18 protein-coding genes are annotated in these 20,342 nt (G+C 70.4%); 3 read left to right on the top strand and 15 right to left on the bottom strand.

All coding sequences use genetic code 11. The features are described 5' to 3' along the window. Positions 1-399 precede the first annotated feature (399 nt). Positions 400-600, top strand: a complete 201-nt coding sequence (locus ACZ7OO_RS32695) for a hypothetical protein (RefSeq protein ID WP_471510354.1) — start codon at positions 400-402, stop codon at positions 598-600. Between the two features lie 36 nt (positions 601-636). Here ACZ7OO_RS32695 and ACZ7OO_RS32690 read toward each other — a convergent pair whose 3' ends face one another. The 9 genes from ACZ7OO_RS32690 to ACZ7OO_RS32650 all read right to left on the bottom strand — a co-directional run bounded on the left by ACZ7OO_RS32690 (position 637) and on the right by ACZ7OO_RS32650 (position 11,324). Further along, positions 637-1,845 (bottom strand): hypothetical protein, encoded by a 1,209-nt coding sequence (locus ACZ7OO_RS32690; RefSeq protein ID WP_471510352.1) that lies wholly within the window; start codon positions 1,843-1,845, stop codon positions 637-639. A gap of 571 nt (positions 1,846-2,416) precedes the next feature. Beyond that, positions 2,417-3,691: a COG4705 family protein gene (locus ACZ7OO_RS32685; protein WP_471510350.1), complete on the bottom strand. Its 1,275-nt coding sequence runs from the start codon at positions 3,689-3,691 to the stop codon at positions 2,417-2,419. 38 nt (positions 3,692-3,729) lie between these two features. Then, complete coding sequence (locus tag ACZ7OO_RS32680; protein WP_471510348.1) at positions 3,730-4,998, bottom strand: sensor histidine kinase; 1,269 nt, start codon at positions 4,996-4,998, stop codon at positions 3,730-3,732. Continuing rightward, on the bottom strand, positions 4,989-5,642 hold the full coding sequence (locus tag ACZ7OO_RS32675; RefSeq protein WP_471510347.1) for a response regulator transcription factor: 654 nt from the start codon (positions 5,640-5,642) through the stop codon (positions 4,989-4,991). The genes ACZ7OO_RS32680 and ACZ7OO_RS32675 overlap by 10 nt, the downstream gene beginning before the upstream one ends. Positions 5,643-5,921: 279 nt before the next feature. Continuing rightward, positions 5,922-6,758, bottom strand: coding sequence for a DUF998 domain-containing protein (locus tag ACZ7OO_RS32670; protein ID WP_471510345.1), 837 nt, complete (start codon positions 6,756-6,758; stop codon positions 5,922-5,924). Between the two features lie 3 nt (positions 6,759-6,761). Then, complete coding sequence (locus tag ACZ7OO_RS32665; protein WP_471510343.1) at positions 6,762-7,892, bottom strand: alpha/beta hydrolase; 1,131 nt, start codon at positions 7,890-7,892, stop codon at positions 6,762-6,764. A 466-nt stretch (positions 7,893-8,358) separates the two neighbouring features. Continuing rightward, a complete protein-coding gene (locus ACZ7OO_RS32660; RefSeq protein ID WP_471510341.1) occupies positions 8,359-9,531 on the bottom strand; it encodes a YVTN family beta-propeller repeat protein in 1,173 nt (390 codons plus the stop codon). After that, positions 9,531-9,728: a hypothetical protein gene (locus ACZ7OO_RS32655; protein ID WP_471510339.1), complete on the bottom strand. Its 198-nt coding sequence runs from the start codon at positions 9,726-9,728 to the stop codon at positions 9,531-9,533. The genes ACZ7OO_RS32660 and ACZ7OO_RS32655 overlap by 1 nt, the downstream gene beginning before the upstream one ends. 387 nt (positions 9,729-10,115) lie before the next feature. After that, positions 10,116-11,324, bottom strand: coding sequence for a hypothetical protein (locus tag ACZ7OO_RS32650; RefSeq protein WP_471510337.1), 1,209 nt, complete (start codon positions 11,322-11,324; stop codon positions 10,116-10,118). Positions 11,325-11,837: 513 nt separating this feature from the next. Here ACZ7OO_RS32650 and ACZ7OO_RS32645 point away from each other — a divergent pair. Continuing rightward, on the top strand, positions 11,838-11,990 hold the full coding sequence (locus ACZ7OO_RS32645) for a hypothetical protein (RefSeq protein WP_471510335.1): 153 nt from the start codon (positions 11,838-11,840) through the stop codon (positions 11,988-11,990). A 206-nt stretch (positions 11,991-12,196) separates the two neighbouring features. Beyond that, positions 12,197-12,457, top strand: coding sequence for an NAD(P)-dependent oxidoreductase (locus ACZ7OO_RS32640; protein WP_471510333.1), 261 nt, complete (start codon positions 12,197-12,199; stop codon positions 12,455-12,457). A 64-nt stretch (positions 12,458-12,521) separates the two neighbouring features. On the opposite strand, the gene ACZ7OO_RS32635 is transcribed toward ACZ7OO_RS32640, so the two are convergent. The 6 genes from ACZ7OO_RS32635 to ACZ7OO_RS32610 all read right to left on the bottom strand — a co-directional run bounded on the left by ACZ7OO_RS32635 (position 12,522) and on the right by ACZ7OO_RS32610 (position 20,327). Next, on the bottom strand, positions 12,522-13,766 hold the full coding sequence (locus ACZ7OO_RS32635; protein WP_471510331.1) for a ThuA domain-containing protein: 1,245 nt from the start codon (positions 13,764-13,766) through the stop codon (positions 12,522-12,524). A gap of 121 nt (positions 13,767-13,887) precedes the next feature. Beyond that, positions 13,888-15,225 carry a crotonyl-CoA carboxylase/reductase gene (gene ccrA / locus ACZ7OO_RS32630; RefSeq protein WP_471510329.1) on the bottom strand — a complete coding sequence of 446 codons (1,338 nt, stop codon included), beginning with the start codon at positions 15,223-15,225 and terminating at the stop codon, positions 13,888-13,890. Positions 15,226-15,273: 48 nt separating this feature from the next. Beyond that, the gene (locus ACZ7OO_RS32625) at positions 15,274-16,056 is read right to left on the bottom strand and encodes a thioesterase II family protein (RefSeq protein ID WP_471510327.1); all 783 of its coding nucleotides are present in this window, start codon (positions 16,054-16,056) and stop codon (positions 15,274-15,276) included. A gap of 147 nt (positions 16,057-16,203) precedes the next feature. Then, the gene (locus tag ACZ7OO_RS32620; protein ID WP_471510325.1) at positions 16,204-17,436 is read right to left on the bottom strand and encodes a cytochrome P450; all 1,233 of its coding nucleotides are present in this window, start codon (positions 17,434-17,436) and stop codon (positions 16,204-16,206) included. A gap of 99 nt (positions 17,437-17,535) precedes the next feature. Beyond that, a complete protein-coding gene (locus ACZ7OO_RS32615) occupies positions 17,536-18,780 on the bottom strand; it encodes a cytochrome P450 family protein (RefSeq protein ID WP_471510324.1) in 1,245 nt (414 codons plus the stop codon). Between the two features lie 47 nt (positions 18,781-18,827). After that, the gene (locus tag ACZ7OO_RS32610; protein WP_471510322.1) at positions 18,828-20,327 is read right to left on the bottom strand and encodes an FAD-dependent oxidoreductase; all 1,500 of its coding nucleotides are present in this window, start codon (positions 20,325-20,327) and stop codon (positions 18,828-18,830) included. Positions 20,328-20,342 lie beyond the last annotated feature (15 nt).

The raw sequence follows: 20,342 nt of genomic DNA, 5'->3' as shown, positions 1-20,342 counted from the left end.
CAGGGGCATCCCGGATGCACCCCAATGTTGTGGATGCCAAGGTGATCACAGTCAGCGGCTGCGACGGGACGGTCAGGTGAGGACGCGGCGCGGGCGGTGCACCTCGCCGGGAAGCTCCTCACGGCGGCAGTCACGGTCGTGCTCGTCATGGCGGCAGACGGCTGCGCTGGGGAGCTGTCCCGGCCACCGCGAACGCGGCTGCCAGTCCGGCATCCGACAGCTCGGCCCTGCCACAAGTCTCGGTGGTCGACCACACCTATGGGGTGCCGCAGCCGCTGCCCGCTCGCCCCCCGGGCACGCTGATCGCCGCAACCGACCACGGCGCGCCGAGCCGACGTCCCCGTCAGCGGCACGGTCCCTGTCCCGCCGGGCGCACCGCCTCGCGGCGGGTGGCCGGTGGTGTCCTGGGCACACGGCACCACGGGCGTCACCGACTCCTGTGCACCCTCGCAGACGGCGAGCCTGGGGTCCGACGCCTATGCCAGGGAAGTGCGCGCACTGCTGCAGGACGGCTACGCGGTGACCGCTTCGGACTATCCGGGCCTGGGCACCCCCGGCATGCACACCTACCTGGTGGGCGCGGACGCAGGCTACGAGTGAGGCGCCGAACGGCAGCCGTGCGCAATGGGCTCCTAACTAGTCGGACCGCCCGGCCGACATCATCTCGAACCGCTTCGGGAGCCGATGGACGTCACCGGAGACCATTGCCGGATCGGCGATCGCGTCGGCAGCGGACCCTGGCGGTTCCTCCCGCGCACTCCAGCGCTGCGGGAGGAGCAGGACGCCGGCTGTGAGCAGCAGCACGGTCCACAGCCGCAGGGTCCCGAGCAGGGACGCGTCGCCGATCACGCCCGGTGCCAGATGCAGGCCCGTGAAGGCGGCCAGAGACCACACCGGGACGGGGCGCTGCAGGCCCAGGAGCTCCCAGCACAGCGCGCCGAGGAGCAGGCCGGCGGTGTAGTAGTCGTAGACGCCCGGGTCCAGCACGATCCGGGCGCCGACCCCCAGCAGCAGCACGGCCTGCCAGCGGCGTCGCAGGACCGCGAGCACGCCCAGGCCGCAGCCCAGCGAGAGCTGCGCCGTGCGGTCCCACGAGGGCGTCCCGGCCGTGGCGACGCCGAGCGCGCGCAGGGCGGAGGAGGGCTCGTTGACGATGGCGTACTGCGCGGCGGTGAGCGTGCCCGGGTCGGCGATCACGAAGGGCAGCCAGGCGAGCAGGACGGCGGCGGCCGCGTAGGCGGCGACGTGCCGCCGCCGAGTCCGGGGCGCGGCCAGGACCAGCGGCAGGAAGACCAGTGCCCAGGGCTTGGAGTCGGCGGCCAGGCCCAGGCAGAGCCCCGCCAGCGCCGGGCTGTCCGCAATCAGGGCCCGGACGGCGAGCACGGCGCAGAGCAGCGCCAGCACGTCGTCGAGGTGGCCGTAGTGCACGGACAGCGACTCCCATACGACGAGGAACACGCCCCCGCCCAGGAGCACGGTCCGCCGCAGGGCGGTCGGCCGTCGCAGCAGGTCCGGGCGCGCGAGCACCGCGCAGCGCTCCAGGGTGTGCAGCACCAGCAGGCCGGCGGCTGTCATCGCCAGCTGGCCCGCCAACATCCCGTTGTCCGGCCCGATCGCGCGCAGCACCTGGGCGCCGACGAAAGCGACCGGACCTATCTGGAGACCCGGATAGTTCGCGTAGAGGTGCAGGCCGCCTGCCGGGCTCGCGCCGGAACCGTCGAACAGCAGCGCACTGCCGTGGGCGAAGTAGTGCCACGAGTAGCCGCCGCCCGGCATGTACACGAGCAGCCACACCAGCGCCCACAGCCCGAGCGCCCACCGATGCCAGGTGCCTCGCAACGACACGTTCCCCGGATCCCTTGTGTGCGGATCGCTCCCGAGAGATGGACGCTCCTCCGGACCAGCCGGGTTCCCATCGTTTGGTGTGGTTTTGCCGTGACCTGGGCCGCCGGACGCTCCGAGGAGGTCAGCTGGACTGGCACCTGCAGCGCCCGCCACTGCCCCCTGAGGCTGCCACGGCGAGAGGGCGTCCGCCCCAGCGGATGCGTCTATCGCGGCGGACGCGGACGCGTTCGCGTCGTTGGGCGGCGAGGGCGTCGCGTGGCGGGCGTTGGTGTTGCGCCGGCGCAGGCAGGCGTGCAGGGCCCGGGTCCGAGGGGTCACCGACGCCTGGTTCTGGCGCATCCACCGCCACCGCGACCGCGACCGACCAGGCTGGGGCAACAGCGGGGCGGTCGAAGCCAATGACACCGGCCTCGACCGCCCACGGGACTCCGCGGGCCTGCCCGGGCTGCCACAGGCGGCCGCGTGCACTGTCCACGGCTTGTCGGTGTCTGCCGAGGCGGCACGGTTCCCGGCGTGGCCCGGCAGACCCAACCCGCTGGTCGGATGGGTCGGCCGGGCGCTGGGTGGTCGGTCAGCCCATGTCCGTCAGGAGGGCGTTCAGTTCCTTCTCCTGCTGCGCGGGTGACATTGGCGGGTTCGGGTGATCGATGCCGAAGGTCTTGAGCACCTTGTCCATCTGGGCGTCGATGGAGGTCCAGCCGGTCTGGTCCAGCGGCTGCAGCGATGCCTGGTCGGCATCCCACAGGTCACGCAGCGACTGGGCGGCCGCATGTGCGCCGGTCGCGTTCCCCGAGCGTGCGTCCTTGAGCGAGGTGGAGGCGAGGGTCTTCAGCGCGGCGACCTTGGTGGGCGGGAACTTCTTCACCGCCTGGCCGGGGGCCATCTGGACGGCGGAGGTGTTGTCGGCCTCCGGCGCCGGGCCGACGTGCGGCTGGCTGTGGGCCCAGACCAGCAGGCCCGTGGTGGCGACGGCGAGCAGTCCGAAGCCGGCCAGCGCGACGCGCTCCTTGCGCGGGTCGCCGGTGGCGTGTGTGGCGTGGGCGGCCTCGTAGGTCTCGGTCACATCCGTGCGCGTCACCGTGAGGTAGACCACCGTCGCCAGGATCAGGCCGAGGAAGATCAGGCTGGTGGTGAACGTGCCCAGGTCGAGACCGGTCGGGTCGCCCGGGTTCTGGGCGACCTTGGGGGAAGCGAGCCAGTCGCCGATGTTCGCGCCCAGCGGGCGGGTCAGGATGTAGGCGAGCCAGAAGGACAGCACCGGGTTCGCGCCGAACCGCCACAGCGCCGTGATCGCCGCGATGAGGCCGAGCGGCAGCAGCACCGAGGCGCCCGGGCTCCAGCCGGTCAGCTCCAGGGTCCAGTCGCCGGTCGCGGTGCCGAGCGCGAAGGTGACCAGGACGGTCAGCCAGTAGAACGACTCTCGCGACAGCGTGGTGACCGAGTGGATCGACAGCGTGCGCTCACGCAGCCACCACACGCCGAAGACCACCGCGAGCAGCACCGAGAAGACCGCGGAACTGATCCACAGCGGCACGTTCAGCTGGTCGGTGAGGATGTCGGTGTACAGAGTGCCCGTGACACTGACGACGACCACGGTCAGCCAGTAGGGGAAAGGGACGTACCGCTTCAGGCGCAGCTGGACGGCCAGCACCACCACGAAGACCGCGGTGAAGATCCAGGCAGTGTTCACCAGGCCGACGCCCAGCTTCAGGTTGATCCAGTCGGCGAAGCTCTCACCCACGGTCGTGCACAAGATCTTGATCACCCAGAACCAGATGGTGACCTCGGGGACCTTGTTGAGCATGAGGCGCCCGCTGCGCGTGCGCGCTTCCGTTGTCGTTGTCATGTAGGGAGGTTTACGCGGGGAACCTGCCAGCAACCTGACTACGTGATCGCACGCGCGGCCGGGAAGGTCACCTCGACGTGACCGCGGCCGTCCGCGATCGCACGGACCTCCACACCGGCCGAGGCGGCGATGCGCCGGACCACCGGCAGCCCCAGCCCATACCCGTCGCCGCCGGTCACACCCGCTTCGAAGACCCGGTCGACGTCCGCGGGATCGAACCCGAGGCCGTCGTCCAGGACATCGACCACGATGGCCTCGCCCTGGATGCGCGCGGTGATCCACACACGCGACCGCGCATGCCGCAGGCCGTTCTCCAGCAGGGGGGACAGCAGCGACACGGCGACGTCGGGCGCCACGGCCACCTCGACGCTCGCGGGAAGGGCGACCTCGACCGCGCGGCTGCCGATCGCCTGGCGCGCGACGGAGCGCAGATCGCACCGGGTACCGTCGTCCGTCCGTGCGCGCGCGGCGCGCAGAATCGTGGTGACTGCCGCGTCGAGGCGGTCGACCTCGCTCAGTACCGCCTCTGGCGCCACCGGCTCGCCGGACAGCTGCGCCAGCTGCGCCTCGCCCCGCAGGACCGTGAGCGGTGTCCGCAGCTCGTGGGCGATCTCATCGGTGAGCCGGCGCTCGTCCGCCAGCGCGTTGTCGACGCGCTCCAGGAGGCGGTCCAGGGTCTGTCCCAGTTCCCCGAACTCGTCGCGGGGCACTCCGAGGTTGAAGCGGCGCCCGGGTTCGTGATGGCCCCAGTCGTCGGCGAGGGCGGCCATCTCGTGCACGACCCGCAGCGCGCGGTGCACCACGAGGTGCGCGACACCGCCGGCGAGGAGGATCGTGAGGCCGCCCAGGATCAACGACAAGGTCAGGCTGCGCTGCTCGGATGTCTCGTAGGGCGTGAGGTCCACCCGGACGATCACCATGACGTGGTGGCCGTCGGTCGGGACCTGCCGCGCGTACAGGAGGTAGTTGCCGACGGCGGCGGTCTGCGATCGCCCCGATTCGGCCAGTTCCTCGACGCGATCGACCACGGTGGCCGGTACGTTCCCGTCGATCAGGCGGCCGTCGGCATAGACCCAGGCGACCTCGTCCAGCGCCTCGCTGCTGTTCTCCGTGAGCACGACACGGCCGCCCTTGGCCGTGACGTTCGCCCCGACCGCCTCGGCACGGGTACGCGCCAGATCGTGCGCATCGGCCTCCGTCACCCGGCTCAGCAGCACGTGCGAGACAACGACCAGGATCGCGACCACGGCGGTGGCGATCAGCACGGTCAGCGCGACGACGCTTCTGCGGAAACCCGTCACTGCCATCGGTAGCCCACGCCGCGGACGGTCGCCAGACGCTCGGCCACACCCAGCGGAGTGAGCTTGGTCCGCAGTCGGCGCACGTAGGAGTCGAGGGTGTTGTCGCTGACCTGGGCTCCATGCGGCCAGCCGGCGGCGATGAGGGCGTGGCGGCGTACCGCGTCGCCCTGCGAGGCGATCAGGCGGCCCAGCAGCCGGAACTCGGTCGGGGTCAGACTCATGCTCACCGAATCGTAGGTCACCACGTGCTTCGCCGGATCGAGGACGACCTCGCGCGGTGCGGGCGCCACGGTGGCCCGGCGCAGCAGGGCGCGGACGCGGACCAGCAGTTCCGGGATGTCGAAGGGCTTGGTCATGTAATCGTCGGCACCGGCCTCGAAGCCGCCCACCTTGTGATGCAGACCGTCCAAGGCGGTGAGCATCAGCACCGGCACGTCCACGCCGCGAGCCCTCAGGGCCAGGCAGACGTCGCGACCGTCGGCGTCCGGGAGCCCGAGATCCAGGACGACCAGCTGGGGCGCCGGTGCCAGCTGCCGCAGCAGGCTGTCGGCCGTGGCAGCGACGGAGACCGTGTGGCCGTCGTGCTCCAGGGCGCGCCTGAGGACACCGCGGACCGCCGCGTCGTCCTCGCACACCATGATGAAAGCCACGCGCTGACCCTAGAGACTCGCGACCCAATTCTCCATCTGCCCTGCTCAGCGGCCTGACGGTCGGGCGCAGTCCGCCGATGCCGCACGCCCGTGGCCTGCCATGAAGCCGCGACGGTCGGGCGCGACCGGCCGAGCCGCAGCAGCGGGGTGGGGTGGAGGAATTCCCCCGGTCGAGCGTGGCACTGTCGTGCGGAATGCCCACCCATCACGCAGCCCGCCGATGCTCCCCATGCGCTCAGTCGGCGCTGAGGGTGATCGTCAATTCGGGTTGAGCAAGGGTCACAGATGCGGGCCCGACCCTGGATCATCCGTTGCAGGAGCCCGGCGGCCTGCTGACCATCTGACGAACGCATGCCGCATCCACGATCGGCCGGGGTTGATGCGGTGGATGCGGGTGAGGAACGCGCGCTGGGCAACGGTCGTCGGATCATGAGGTGCCGACACCGGGGGTATGCGCAGGAGAAGGCGTGCCATGGCGGCGCACCAGGCCGAGACCAGCAGGACCTGTGCACGTTCGGGCAGGCCGACCCAGCGCACCCCCGTGAGCACCATGGCGATCTGCAGGGCGCCGAGTGCGGCTGTGGCGACGCCTGTGGTGAGACTCCACCGGGCCGGGCGGCGGTGGCCGGTGTGCTGAAGGACTCTGCTCAGCAGGAGCATGGCGAGTATCGCGCTGGTGAATTCCGTCAGACTCGACAGGGTGTGGATCTGGCCGAGCTGCTGGTCCAGGTCTGCGCTGTCGGTCGCACGGCAGACCGGGTCGACGGACGGGGCGCAGGGCATGGGCCACAGGCCGTCGCCGATCGAGGCCGCCGCGGTGACGGCCAGCGCCACGCATCCACTCGCGCGCCGGTGAGTAGCGGGTAGCCGCCGGGCGAGGGCCATGGCCAAGGCCAGGAGGCCGCAGCCCGCGGTGATATCGCCGGCGCGGAAGAGGAACGCGTACGGCCTGTCGGCGACGGACAGTTCGCTGACATAGGAGCGCAGCGGGCTGATGCCCGTGTGGAGGAAGGCTTCCAGCACGAACGAGCTGTAGGCGAGGGCACCGATCATCCCGAGGACGGCGCCGAGCCCGAAGGCGTAGATCCTGACGTGACGTCCTGTTGTGGTTCCCATGGCTCACCCACCCACGTCCTGGGGCTGGGGTGCGAGCAGGGGCACGGACACCGGGAGGTGGCCGGCGAGCCAGTCGAACGCGGCCGGGCATGCCTTGGACCAGACGGCGAAGTTGTGTCCGCCCGCCGGGGACTCACCTGTGGTGATGGCCACGCGGCCCCGGGCAGCGGCCTTCAGACGCTCGATGGCACGCTGTGCCTCCGGGTCGGCCCGTCCCGCCACGACGTACAGGGGCACGTCGATGTGCCGGTGTGCGGCCTGCCACTGCGGGCTGTTCCACTGCCGCGCGCCGCGCCTGCCCCGGTACAGGTCCCCGGTGGAGGCGTCGGTGACCGGGGTGAAATATCCGGACAGAACAGCGGCGGCCGCATACCGTGCCGGGTGGTGGAAGGCGACGTTGACGGCACAGAACCCGCCGGTGGAATACCCCATTGCCGCCCAGCTCCGGGGCACGTCGGAGACCCGGTAGCGGGCGGTCAGCTGCGCTGGTACGTCCACCGCCAGATAGGTCTCGTTGCGTCGGCCGCCCACCGCGTCCACGCACTCGCCGTCGTGCCCCGGATCGCTGTCCGTCGGCACGACGACGATCACCGGCGGTATGCAGCGCGCGGCGATCTCCCGGTCCAGCACGGCGATCAGGTCCAGGTGGTGCTGCCAGGCGCCGGGCCCACCCGGGTAACCGTGGAACAGCTCGATCACCGGGAAGCGGCTGCGGGCCGCAGCCGGTGACGCATAGACGGCCGGGAGGTAGACCAACGCGTCGCGCGAGATGCCGGAGACGGAACCGGCCAGCCGAACGTGCTCGACGCGTCCGCGCGCCGGGGCCGCGGGCGGCCGACCGACGGCGCCGGAGCAGGGCGTCGCGGTGGGCGGCAGTCGTCCGAGGAGGTCGTCGAACGAGGCGTAGAAGCCGAGCTCGCGGTTGACGACATCCGCCGTCACCACGGCCCCCGTCACCATCAGCAGCAACAGGCACCCCAGCCGCAACACCAGCGCCCAGCCCGTCGGCCAGCGGTTCCACATCACCATCGTCACCATGATCAACGCGATCGAGAACACGCACAGCAGAGCCAGGAACGGCCAGCCGGTCAGCGCCATCACCCCGGCGGCGCGGAAGGGCTCGGATCTGGTCATGAGTCAGTCCGCCGCGGCCGGATGCCGGACCGCGCTCAGTCTCGGCGTGGCAGGAGGGCGGCCCCGTCCCGAGGCCGTGGTGGCCGGGCGCCTCCCACTACGGTCGACGATGATGGGCCGGGGCTCATTCACCGGCAGGCGGGCAGGGCACGCCCTGGCGACGCCCGCCGGGTCCCGGAGCAGCTGGGTCCCCATGGCGCTCCCTTTCCGACCGCAGAACCTCGAGGGTGGAGGCGTGGGCGCAAGGGGACGGCCCGATCGCTGTGGCCGGGTTCGCGCCGGTGTGGACCGCTCGGACCGCCGCCACCTGTATCGATACTCCATTGTGCCGCGGGCAGGGACAGGAGACGTGCGGTCGTCCTCCGGCGTGCGTAGTGACTCCTCGAACGAGAAGCGCGCCACCGGTCCCCGCCGGGCACGGCCGCAGTTCATGGCACATCCGGTGGCAGTTCAGCGCGCCCTTGCGTCAGCGGAAGATGCCCGTGTGACCCAGCGAGTAGCGGCCCGGCTGCGGATAGACCGCGAGGCCGTGCGGGCCGCTGCCCACCCTGATGCGGGCGAGCTGTTCGCCGGTGGCGGTGTCGATGGCGTACACCTCGGAGTTGTAGCGGCCGGACAGCCACAGGACCTTGCCGTCCGCGGAGACGCCGCCCATGTCGGGGCTGCCGCCGTTCGGCAGGCGCCACTTCTTGGTCAGCCGGTCCTCCTTGAAGTCGAACACGGAGATGGTGCCCTCGCCCCGGTTGGAGATGTACATCTCGCGGGAGTCACGACTGATGTAGAGGCCGTGCGCGCCCTTTCCGGTGGGCAGGAGGGACGGCTTGGAGAAGGTGTCACCGTCCAGGACCCACAGGCCGTCGGCCATCATGTCGGCGATGTAGAACTTCTTACCGTCCGGAGAGATCTTCACGTCCTGGGGCATGGCGCCGTTGAGGGGCAGCTTCTGCTGGCCGATCACCGCCATCTTCTCGGTGTCGACCTTGAGCAGCTCGCCGCTGAACTCGCACGAGACGATGAAGTAGCGGCCGTCCATGGAGAAGTCGGCATGGTTGACGCCGTGGCAGCTGACCGGGACAGCCTTGACCGTCTTCATGGTGTGGGCGTCGCGGAAAACCAGCTGCCGGTCGTCGGAGGCCATCACGACCGCGTACTTCCCGTCCGGCGTGAAGTACAGGTTGTACGGGTCATGCACGGCGACCGGCTTGCCCGCCTCGCCGGTCCTCGGGTCGATGGGGGTGAGCGAGTTGCCCAGGTCGTTGTTGACCCACAGCGTCTTCAGGTCCCAGGACGGCACGACGTGCTGTGGCTGCCTGCCGACCGGGATCGTCTCGATGACCTTGTACGTCTTCGGGTCGATGACCGACACCGTGTCGGAGTTGGTGTTGGGGACGTACACGCGGGACGGGAAGTCCTTGACCGCCGGAGAGAGCTGGTTCGGGCGGTCGGCCGCGTAGAGGTCGTTCGGGTCGAGCACGGGCGGCATGCCCCTCAGACCCCGGACCTCCTGCTGCTGAGCGGGGTCGAGGGGGGCCTTGGAGGCGAGGGCCTCGTCCTTGCGGGGGACCGCGCTGCTGCAGCCGGCGAGCACGCCGAGGGCAGCGCCGGTGATCAGCAGGCGGGCAATGGTCGTGGGATGCATCAGCTCAGCAGCTCCCTGATGGTCACCGCGCGCAAACCGCGTCGGTCGGGTTCGTGCAGGAAGTCGGGCAGGGCGGCGGCCGTATCCCCGTATGCCGAGCGCATGGTCACCACGGATCCGTCGCGGATCTCGCCGATGACCCTGCACGTGACGGCAGGGGGGACGCGGGAGCCCACTGCGGTGCCGGTCGGGAGCACCGGGTGGGCGATAGAGCCGCCTGGGAACAGACGGCGGTGAACGCACCGGCCGCGGCGAGTCCCGCGCGCAGCGCCGAGCGACGGTCGGACGCTGTACGCGCCCTGCCCGTCGCACGGTGCGACGGGGTGGGAGGGACGGGCATGCTCACCCTGACCATTTAAGGACGGATCGACAGGAAAATCGGTCATTTGACCGTTTGGCGAGTCTGCCGGGTCGCCAGGACTGATCTTTTCCTTCTTCTTGGCGTCTTCCTGCGTCCTTGAGTGGCCTCCTGCGCCGGCATCGCCGGTAGGAGCTCAGCTTGAAGATCCGACCCCTCCCGCTGTCCCTCGCCATGCAGGGTGGGTTGTGAATCCTCCTGGGCTGATGACGACCGTGCCCTCCCGTCACAGGGCCCGATGGGAGACGGTGAGCAGGTAGGTGCCGTAGAAGAGGGAGACGCCGGCCAGGGAGGTGAGCAGGACAACGATGGTGCGCAGGCGGCTCCGCGTCAGATGCCGGGCGAGCGGGAGCAGCAGAGGGAAGGCCGGCAGCAGGAACCTCGGCTTGCTCGTGAAGAAGTGGGTGCCGCCGACGGCCATCACGATGAGGACCGCGCAGTAGGCGAGCAGGGGCATGGGCATCCCGTTCAGGACGCAGAACACGAACAGCAGCAGGGAGCCGAGGACAATCGCGGCGGTCACGTAGACGACGAGGGTGTCGTGCCCGACGATCAGGTGCTTGAACGTGTGAGCGGTGTAGCGGCCGAAGTCGAACCGTGAGCCCCAGAGGCTCTGTACGTGGAAGTAGCCGACGGGGTTGTGTGTTCTGAGCCCCACCCAGCCGATGTAGCCCAGCCATCCGAGGGGAGCCGCGGCGGCGGCCGCCCAGGCGCGCGGAGCTGTGGGCTCACCGGCGCGGCGCAGCTGCCAGAGATGAGCGACGGCGCCGGTGACGAGGGCGGCCGCCACGGCGATGCCGTTGGGACGGCACAGCCCGGCCAGCACCGCCAGCGTACCGGCGGTCAGCCAGCGGCGGGTCAGCACGGCGTAGAGCGACCATGCGGCGAAGGCGGTCATGAGGGGTTCGGTGTACGCCATCGTCAGGATGATCGCGTGCGGCAGCAGCGCCCACAGCGCCACGAGGAGGATCCCGACGCGTCGTCCGTGCAGCAGCTCGCCGACCGCGTACACGCCCCAGGCCGCCACCAGGGCGGCACTCCATGCGATGAGCAGCGCCACGTTGACCGGGCCGATCGGCAGCACCGTGTTCACCGCGCGGATCAGGCCTGGGAAGAGGGGGAAGAACGCCAGGTCGTTGTAGACGCTGTGCCCCCCTTTTGAGTGGACGATCAAACCGTAGCCGTACTGGGAGATGTGCCAGTACCAGTGGCCGTCCCATTCCAGGCCGAACACGGTTCGCGGGTGCCTGTCGAGGTGCAGCGACCAGAAGGTCGCCATGAGTACCCCGGTCAGCCGTACGGAGGCGAACAACGCCAGTGCCGGCAATGCCTTCCTCGCCTCCAAACGCCACGACGTCTGCTGCGGCGGTGGATCGAGTCTCGGCGCGAACCGCCGCGTGGGCGCGTTGCTCGTCTTCGTGGGGCTGTCGCCCATTTCGACCTCCTTCTCTGCCCTGCAGGAGGGAGCGGCCGGAGGCCGGGTTCCATGGATAAGAAATCTCTTACTTCACAAGAATCATCGATATTCGACGCTAATGCCGCACTATGCAAGTTTCGCTGTGTCGCCGCTCAGGTGCAGATGTCGCTTGAACCTTCCCCTTGATCGTGGACACCTGGAGACTGGGACCTGAGGTTCCAGGGGAAGTAGCACCAGGTGGGAAGCAAGGACACGAAGCGGTACAACGAGGAGTTCAAGCGGGACGCGATCGCGCTCGTCGACTCCTCGGGCAAGACGGTCACGGCGGTCGCCCGGAACTCGGCATCAGCTCCGAGTCCCTGCGCGGCTGGTATCGCAAGACGAAGGCGAACCGGGGCGAGGGCACTCCCGGCGAATTGAGCAGTGCCGAGCGCGAGGAGCTCCAGCGGCTGCGGCGGGAGAACCGAGAGCAGCAGCAGACGATCGAGATCCTGAAAAAGCGACCGCCTTCTTCGTGAAGGAGAACGACCGGTGAGCGAGTCGTACCGGTTCATCCACGCGGAGAAGGCGAAGCCGGCCCCTGACCTGATCGGCCGCGACTTCCACGCCGAGCGGCCCGGCACCAAGCTGGTCGGCGACATCACCTGCCTGCGCACCGCCGAGGGCTGGCTCTACCTCGCCTGATGGCTGGACCTGGCCACCCGCGAGGTCGTCGGCTATGCCATGGCCGGTCACCACCGCGCAGAACTCGTCCGTGGGCACCCTCGGCATGGCCTCCGGCCGGGGTGGGCTGGAGCCCGGCTGCGTGATCCACAGTGACCGCGGCAGCGAGCGCACCCGGGGCCTGGTCGGTGAGCGCGAACTGGGCCTTGAAACCGACGGCGATTCTGGTGAACACCTCGCGCGGGCCCGTGGTGGACGAGGCGGCACTGATCGGCGCACTGTCCGAGAAGAGGATCGCGTCGGCGGCGCCGGACGTCTTCGACCTAGAACCCCTGCCCGCCGATCACCCGCTGCGCACCCTGCCGAACGCCGTGGTCACCCCCTACATCGGGTACGTCAGCCGGGATCTGCACGAGGTCTTCTACCGGGACGCGGTCGAGGACATCGCGGCCCGGAGCGCCGGTACGCCCGTGCGCACTCCGTCCTGACGCCCTGATCCCCGTACCGGCATGCCGTGGGCTGCGGCATGCCGGTCTTGTGCGGAAGGGCGGTTCAGGACGGCAGGGTCCAGCTCTGGTTGGCGGAACCCGAGCACGACCAGATCTGCAGCCGGGTGCCGTTGGCCGAGCTGGGGCCTGTCGCGTCGAGGCACTTGCCCGACTGGGGGTTGACCAGGGAGCCGTTCGCGCCGGGCTGCCAGACCTGTGATCCGGTGCCGTTGCAGTCGTAGAGCTGCACCTTGGCGCCGTTGGCGGTGGAGGCCCCGGTCACATCCATGCACTTGCCGAGCGCAGTGAGGGTCCCGGCGGTGGACACGGTCCAGTTCTGGGCGCTGGTGCCGTTGCAGTCGTAGAGCTGTACGGCGGTGCCGTTGGCGGTGGCGGCGCCGGCCACGTCCACGCACTTGCCGCCGTAGCCGTGGATCGGGCCGGTGGTGTTCGCGGGCGGGGTGACGGGACCGGACTGGCCGGCCGCCCACTTGATCTCCTGGAGCAGGAGCTGGTTCTGCTGGGCGCTCGCGAACGTCGACGACAGGGCGGTGTTGGTCGAGTAGTCCATCGCGTTGTGGCCGAAGTTGTTGTAGACCATCTTGTAGTGACGGTTGGACCAGACGATCGGGTAGTAACCGCTGTACCAGGTCTGGTTGGGGTCGGTGCCGATCGGGAAGGTGGACGGCGCCATCGAGGCGAGGATGTCGATGTCCGGGTTCTGCCGCAGGTCGTTCTGCCAGCTGTACCACTCGCTGACCGAGGACGGGATGGTGGCCGGGAGGTTCGCGGTCGCGGGGTGCGTGGGGTCGTCGATCTGAAGGGTTTCCGCGGTCGGGCCCCAGGTGTTGCTCTTGAAGGTGCCGGTGCCGAGGAACGTGTTGTGGTACCAGGGCCAGTCACTGGTGTTGTCGTTGTACGCCGAGACGTGGAAGCCGATGAAACCGCCACCGCCCGCCATGTAGGTCTGGAAGGCGGCCTGTTGCGACGCGGTGTGCGGGTAGTTGTCGAGGAACATGACCACCTGGTAGTTGGCGAGCGTCGCGGAGTTGAGCCGGCTCCAGTCGGTGGTCGCGGTGTAGGTGAAGCCGTTCTGGGCGCCGGCCTGCGGGAACCAGGAGTTGGCCTCGTGATCGAAGCTGATGTGTGCCGCGTCGTACGTGCCGTCGTAGAAGGCGATCACATTGACGGGCGTGGCGGCCCGGGCGGTGTGTGCGGGTCCTGCCTGGACGCCGAGCACCACGGCGACCAGGGCGAGGAGTCTCAACAGGGTGCGGGGCCAGGCTATGTCCGGGTGGGGGGTGATCATGCCAGAACCTTCCTCATACGTGAACGTCGGAAGACATACGTAGACGTGCCGCATTGAAGGCCCTGGTCCGCGTACATGTCAATGGTGCAGACCAAACAGCGGTGGGTGCCGTGTCAGGGGCTCACGCCGTGCGGAAGCGGTTGATGGCCGGCTCGTGCCGTGCGCGCAGTTCGGGGTCGGTGACACCGAGGCCCTCTCGCGGGGCCAGGCACAGCACGCCCACCTTGCCGTGGTGGTGGTTGCGGTGGACGGCGGTGACGGCCTGCCCCGTATCGGTGAGGGGGTAGGTACGCGAGAGGGTGGGGTGGATCCGGCCCTTGACGACGAGCCGGTTGGCCTCCCAGGCCTCGCGGTAGTTGGCGAAGTGGGAGCCGATGATCCGCTTGAGGTGCATCCAGAGGTAGCGGTTGTCGAACTCGTGCCGGTAGCCGGAGGTGGAGGCGCAGGTCACTATCGTGCCGCCCCTGCGGGCCACATAGACGGAGGCGCCGAAGGTCTCCCGGCCCGGGTGCTCGAAGACGATGTCCACGTCGTCGCCGCCGGTCAGCTCGCGGATGCGCCTGCCGAACCGCTTCCACTCCTTCTGGTCCTGGGAATCCTCGTCCCGCCAGAACCGGTAGTTCTCCGCGCCGCGGTCGATGATCGCCTCGACGCCCATCGCACGGCAGATGTCCGCCTTCTGCTCGCTGGAGACCACACAGATCGGGGTCGCGCCGCCCGCCAGCGCGTACTGGGTGGCGTACGAGCCGAGACCGCCGCCCGCGCCCCAGATCAGCACGGTGTCGCCGACCTTCATGGCGGCGCCGTTGCGGGAGACGAGCTGCCGGTAGGCGGTGGAGTTGACCAGGCCGGGTGCGGCGGCCTCCTCCCAGGTCAGGTGCCCGGCCTTGGGCATCAGCTGGTTGGCCTTCACCAGCGCCAGTTCGGCCAGCCCGCCGTAGTTGGTCTCGAAGCCCCAGATCCGCTGCTCCGGGTCGAGCATGGTGTCGTCGTGACCCGCCGCGTCCTCCAGCTCGACGGACAGACAGTGCGCGACAACCCGGTCACCGGGCTGCCAGCGACGCACCCCGGGCCCGGTGCGCAGGACCACTCCGGACAGGTCGGAGCCGATCACGTGGTAGGGCAGGTCGTGCCGGGCGGCCGGGCCGCCGGTGCGGGCGTAGCGTTCGAGGAAGGCGAAGGTCGGCACGGGCGAGAAGAGCGCGCTCCACACCGTGTTGTAGTTGACGGAGCTCGCCATGACGGCGATCAGGGCCTCGCCGGGGCCGGGCTCCGGGGTCGGTACGTCACTGAGGTGCAGGGACTTGGCGGGTTCGCGGTCACCCACCGGGACACCGTCGAACATGTGCTGTTCGTCCTTGAGCAGCACGGTGGCCCGGTAGGACTCCGGTACCGGCAGGGACGCGAAGTCGTGTGTCCGCGCGTCGGGTGACTCGATCGCAGCGGCCAGGTCGGTCATCACCACAGGCTTCCTTCGGTCTGGGGGGCGTGCTCTGGGACGGTTCGGTCAGGCGCCGCGCCCCGGGCCGGAGCGGAAGGCCGCCAGGTCCTCGGTCAGCGCCCGGACCACTCCGGCCTGCTGCTCGGCCAGGTAGAAGTGGCCGCCGGGGAAGTCGCGCAGGGTGAAGGCGCCCTCGGTGTGGTCGCGCCACTCCCCGGCCTCGGCGAGGGTGACCTGCGGGTCGTCGTCGCCGACGAGCACACTGATCGGGCAGCGCAGGGGCGGCCCCGGCAGGTACCAGTACGACTCCACGGCCGTGTAGTCGCCGCGGATCGCCGGCATGATCATCTGGATGATGTCGTCATCGAGGAGCAGCCGCTCGTCGGTGCCGTTCAGCCGGCGGATCTCGGCGATGACACCGGCGTCGTCCATCGAACGAACCCCGCGGTCGCGCACCTTGGGCGGGGCGGTGCGGCCGGAGACGACCAGCCCGAGCAGGTCGAGCGAGGAGCCCCGCTCGATCCGGCGGGCCACCTCGAACGCCACGCAGGCGCCCATGCTGTGCCCGAACAGCACCAGCCGGCGCCGTGGCAGGGACCCAAGGACGGTGAGGATCTCGTCGGCCAGCCGGGAGATCGACGTACGGGGCGGTTCGGCACGCCGGTCCTGGCGCCCCGGGTACTGCACGGACAGGACGTCGGCGACGGAGGCCAGCCCGTCGGCGAGCGGTCGGAAGTAGCTGGCGGCGCCGCCCGCGTGCGGGAAGCAGACCAGCGACACGTCGGCATCCTCGGGTGCCGGCCGGTAGCGGCGGATCCAGAGCTCTGGTGCGGTCAGGGTGTCGGTCATCCCCGTAGTCTCCGTGTGCGGTGAGGCCGTCGGCGTGTGCTCGGGTTCGGGACGCCGTTCGGCGTGTGCTCGGGTTCGGGACGCCGTGCGGACGCGGTGCGTGCCCACCGGAGACCTCCGGTGGGCGTCCGCCCGGTGTCCTGAGGGTCAGCCGGTCACCCGGACGGGCAGTTCGGCCAGGCCGCGCATGATGATGTTGGGCACCCGGGCCGGGGCGTCGGTGACCGGTTCCAGGTCCAGCGCGGCCAGGGCGGACACCGCGGCCTGTGCGGTGAGCCGGGCCAGCGGGGCGCCGACGCAGAAGTGGATGCCGAGGCCGAAGCCCAGGTTGCGGCCGGCGGGCCGGTCCAGCTTCAGCTCGTCGGGATCGTCGTAGACGTCCGGGTCGTGGCTGGCGGCGCCGATCATCAGCATGACCTGCTCGCCCGGCTGGACGGTCTGCCCGGCGATCTCGGCCTCGGCCAGGGCGACCCGGGAGATCATCTGCACCGGCGTGTCGAAGCGCAGCATCTCCTCCACCGCGGCGGGCACCTGGCCGGGGTGGTCGCGCAGCCAGTCCCGCTGGTCGGGGCGGCCAAGGAGCGCGAACATGCCGTTGCCGATCAGGTTCACCGTGGTGGCGTACCCGGCGGAGAGCAGCAGGGTGCAGGTGACCTCCAGCTCCTGCGGGGTCAGTTGGTCGCCGCCCTCCTCGACGGCGACCAGCTCGCTGATGAGGTCGGTGCCCGGCTTCGCCCGGCGCTGCTCGGCCAGCTCGCCGATGTACCGGTACAACTCGGCGCGGGCGTTGTCCCGTTTGGCGATCTCCTCGGGCGCGAGCAGGAAGCTCGGGTCCAGGCCGCGGGCGATGTCGCCGGACAGCTCGTCGAAACGGGCGGCGTGTTCGGCCGGGACGTCCAGGAGCGCGTTCTGCATCCGGCCGGGCAGCGGGTGCGCCACCGCGCTCATCAGGTCGATCGGGCCCTCGCCGGCCTCGGCGCGCGCGGTCTCGATCAGCTCGCGCACGACCCGCTCCGCGATGGTGCGCATCCGGTCCACCTGGCGGGCCGCGAACGCCTTGCCGACCAGGGCGCGGATCCGGGTGTGCTCGGGCGGGTCGGAGAAGATGAACGGCCGCACCACCGTGCCGTCGGCCTCGGTGCGGAAGTGGTCGGCGACGGTGGCGCCGTCGCCCCAGCCGAAGCGCTGGTCGCGCAGTACGGCCGAGCAGGCCTCGTGCCCGGTCACCGCCCACAGCCCCAGGGGGGTGCGGGTCACCGGGCCCTTCTCACGGATCTGCGCGTAGATCGGGTAGGGGTCGGCCAGGAAGGCCGGGTCGAAGGGGTCGAAGGGCAGCAGCTGCGCTATGAAGCCCGGGTCGAGCATGGGTGCCTCGGTCATCGCTGTCGTTCCCAACCCCGCGCGGGACGGCCGTCGCCACGCGGAAAAGAGTCTCGGTTCAGATCTCGGTGCAGAGGGGCAAGGGGTGCGCGGGGGAGGTCAGCCGGCGGCGGCCGGGGTGGCCGCGGTGAAGGTCACCGGCAGCTGGTCCAGGCTGTTGGCGACCAGGCTGGGCGTCCAGGTCAGCTTCTCGTCGGGAACGGCGAGTCGGAGGTCGTCGAACCGGTCGAACAGGGTGCGCAGGGCGATCCGGGCCTTGAGCCTGGCCAGGGGGGCGCCGATGCAGAAGTGGGTGCCGTGGCCGAGCGCGAGGTGCTTGGAGGCGTCGCGGTGGATGTCCAGCGTCTCCGGGTCGCCGAACTGGCCCGGGTCGTGGTTGGCCGCGGCCAGCGAGATCATCACGTGCTCACCCGCCTTTACCTGGGCGCCGCCCAGCTCCATGTCCTCCGTGGCGAAGCGGTACACCACGGTGAACACCGGGCTGGTCAGCCGCAGCAGTTCCTCGATGGCCGGGCCGAGCCCCTCGGGGTCGTCCTTGAGTTCGGCCAGCTGCTCCGGGTTGCGCAGCAGCGCGAGGATGCCGTTGGAGAGAAGGTTGATGGTGGTCTCGGCGCCGGCGAGGAGCAGCAGCATCACCGTGGAGCGGATCTCCAGGTCGGCGAGGGCGTCGCCGTCCTCGTTGGCCTGCACCAGACCGGAGATGAGGTCGGGCCCGGGGTGGGCACGGCGCTGCGCGGTCAGCTGGGTCAGGTACTCCTCGAACCAGCCGACCGAGGCGACGACCTCCTCGGGGCTGGAGGAGTTGCCGAGGCCCACGAATATGTAGGTGTTGCGCTCGAACTCCTCGACGTCGGCGAGCGGCACGCCGAGCATCTCGTAGAGCACCGTGGAGATCAGCGGCGAGATGAACGAGGCCTTCAGGTCGGCGGTGCCCGCCTCGGCGACCGCGTCGAGCAGTTCGTCGGTGATCTGCTGGATCCGCTCGCCGAGGTCGGCCACCCGGCGCGGGGTGAACGCCTTGGAGACAAGTCTGCGCAGCCGGGTGTGCTCGGGCGGGTCGGCGAGGTTCATGTGCTGGTTGAGGATGGACTTACGGCCGTCGTAGCCCAGGGAGGGCCACAGCTCGGGCAGCGCGTTGTCGAAGTGCTTGCTCAGCTTGCGGTTGTTCAGAGCGGCGAGCGCGTCCTCGTAGCGGGTGATCATCCATACCGGGTTGCCGTCGGGCAGCAGCAGCTGCTCCACCGGGCCGGGTTCGGGCAGCCCGGGCGCCCAGGGGCGGGGAGCCGCCGTGGCGTCGGCGTGCACGGGACAGCCGGTGGCCTGTGCACCGTCGGGGTTGGGCATGTCGTGTCCTCTCGTCGTCGGGTGCTCGGTCGTGGGGTGTTCGGCCGTCACCGGTCGATCGCGGCCGGGGATGACGGGGTGGGGACCAGTTCGGTGAGCCTTGCGGCGGCGTCGGGGAACCGGTCGGCGGCGCCGGCGGCGGCCACATAGCCGTCCGGGCGCAGCAGCACGAACTTCTCGGTGGCGCCGTCCAGCGGGAAGTGCGCGACCAGTTCGGGCAGGCGGTCGGCCAACTCGGCAGCGTGGTAGGCCAGTTGGGTGCCCTTGCCGCCGTAGGTGATCAGCTGGAACCGGCCGGCCAGTTCGTCGGACGGCTTGGGAATCCACCGGGGGTGCCGGGTGCCTGGGCGGGGCCGGGCCCGTTGTTCTGGGCCGCCGAACAGTACGTCGGGGTAGTGGCTGCGCCAGCCGGCCAGCATCGGGGCGTAGCCGCGGGCCAGTACCCCGGTGGCGTCGAGCAACCGCCAGGTGAGGTTGCGGATCCGACGGGCCAGCGGGCCGACCACGGCCTGCCGGGCCATACGGCCGGTGGCCTGGAGGGTCTGCGCGATCGCGGCGCGGCGCTCGGGGTCGTAGGTGTCCAGGACCGACTCGTGCAGCCGGCCGTGCACCACGCCGGCCAGCTTCCAGGCCAGGTTACGGGTGTCGGGGATGCCCAGGTTGAGGCCCTGGCCGCCGATCGGGCTGTGGACGTGGGCGGCGTCGCCGACGAGGAAGCACCGGCCGGAGCGCAGCGCGCCGGCCACCCGCTCGTCGCTGGAGAACAGGGTCACGGTACGCAACTCGGTGAAGCGGAGCCCGCCGGGGCCGCGTTCGTCCAGCAGTGCCTGGGCCTGCTCGGCGGTGGCCTCGGTGCCGTCCGGGACGGCGCCGGAGATACGGAACTCGCCGCCGGGCAGCGGGGCGATCAGCGCGACGCCGGTGTCGGCGAGGAAGTAGTGGATCTCCTCGGTGCTGAGCCCGCTCATACCGTGGTCGCCGTCGATGCGTCCCTCGGCGAGCAGGAAGGCGGCCGGGAACCGGGCCCCGGAGAAGTCGATGCCCAACTGGGAGCGGACCTGGCTGTGCAGTCCGTCCGCGCCGACCACCCAGTCGGCCTCGATCTCGGTGGTGGTGCCGTCCGCGCGGCTCGCGATGACGGTGACCGTGTGCGCGTCCGGCACGACCTTGGTGACCCGGGTACCCCACTCGACGTCGACGCCCCGGTCGGCCAGTGCCTCGGCGAGCAGCCGGCCGGTGCGCTCCTGCGGCAGCACCAGCGGGGCGTTGGCCTCGCTGAGCGGCACGCGCACACTGCCGCCGGAGCCCAGGTGGTAGTGGAGCGCGGCGGGCTGGACGCTGTCGCGGGCTGCGCGCTCGGCGAGCCCGAGTTCATCGAGCACTTCCCGTACCGGCGGCCACAGCAGGATCGCCCGGGAGCCGGTGTGCGGGTGGTCGGCCGCGTCCACCACGGTGACCGGCACGCCGAGCCGGCTGAGCTGTGCGGCCATGGCCAGGCCGCACGGGCCCGCGCCGACGACCAGAACGGTGGTACGTCGTTGTGTCATCGTTTCTCCAACCAC

This window comes from Streptomyces sp. NPDC111744 (genome assembly GCF_055634995.1).
This window is presented reverse-complemented; position numbering and strand designations above follow the sequence as displayed.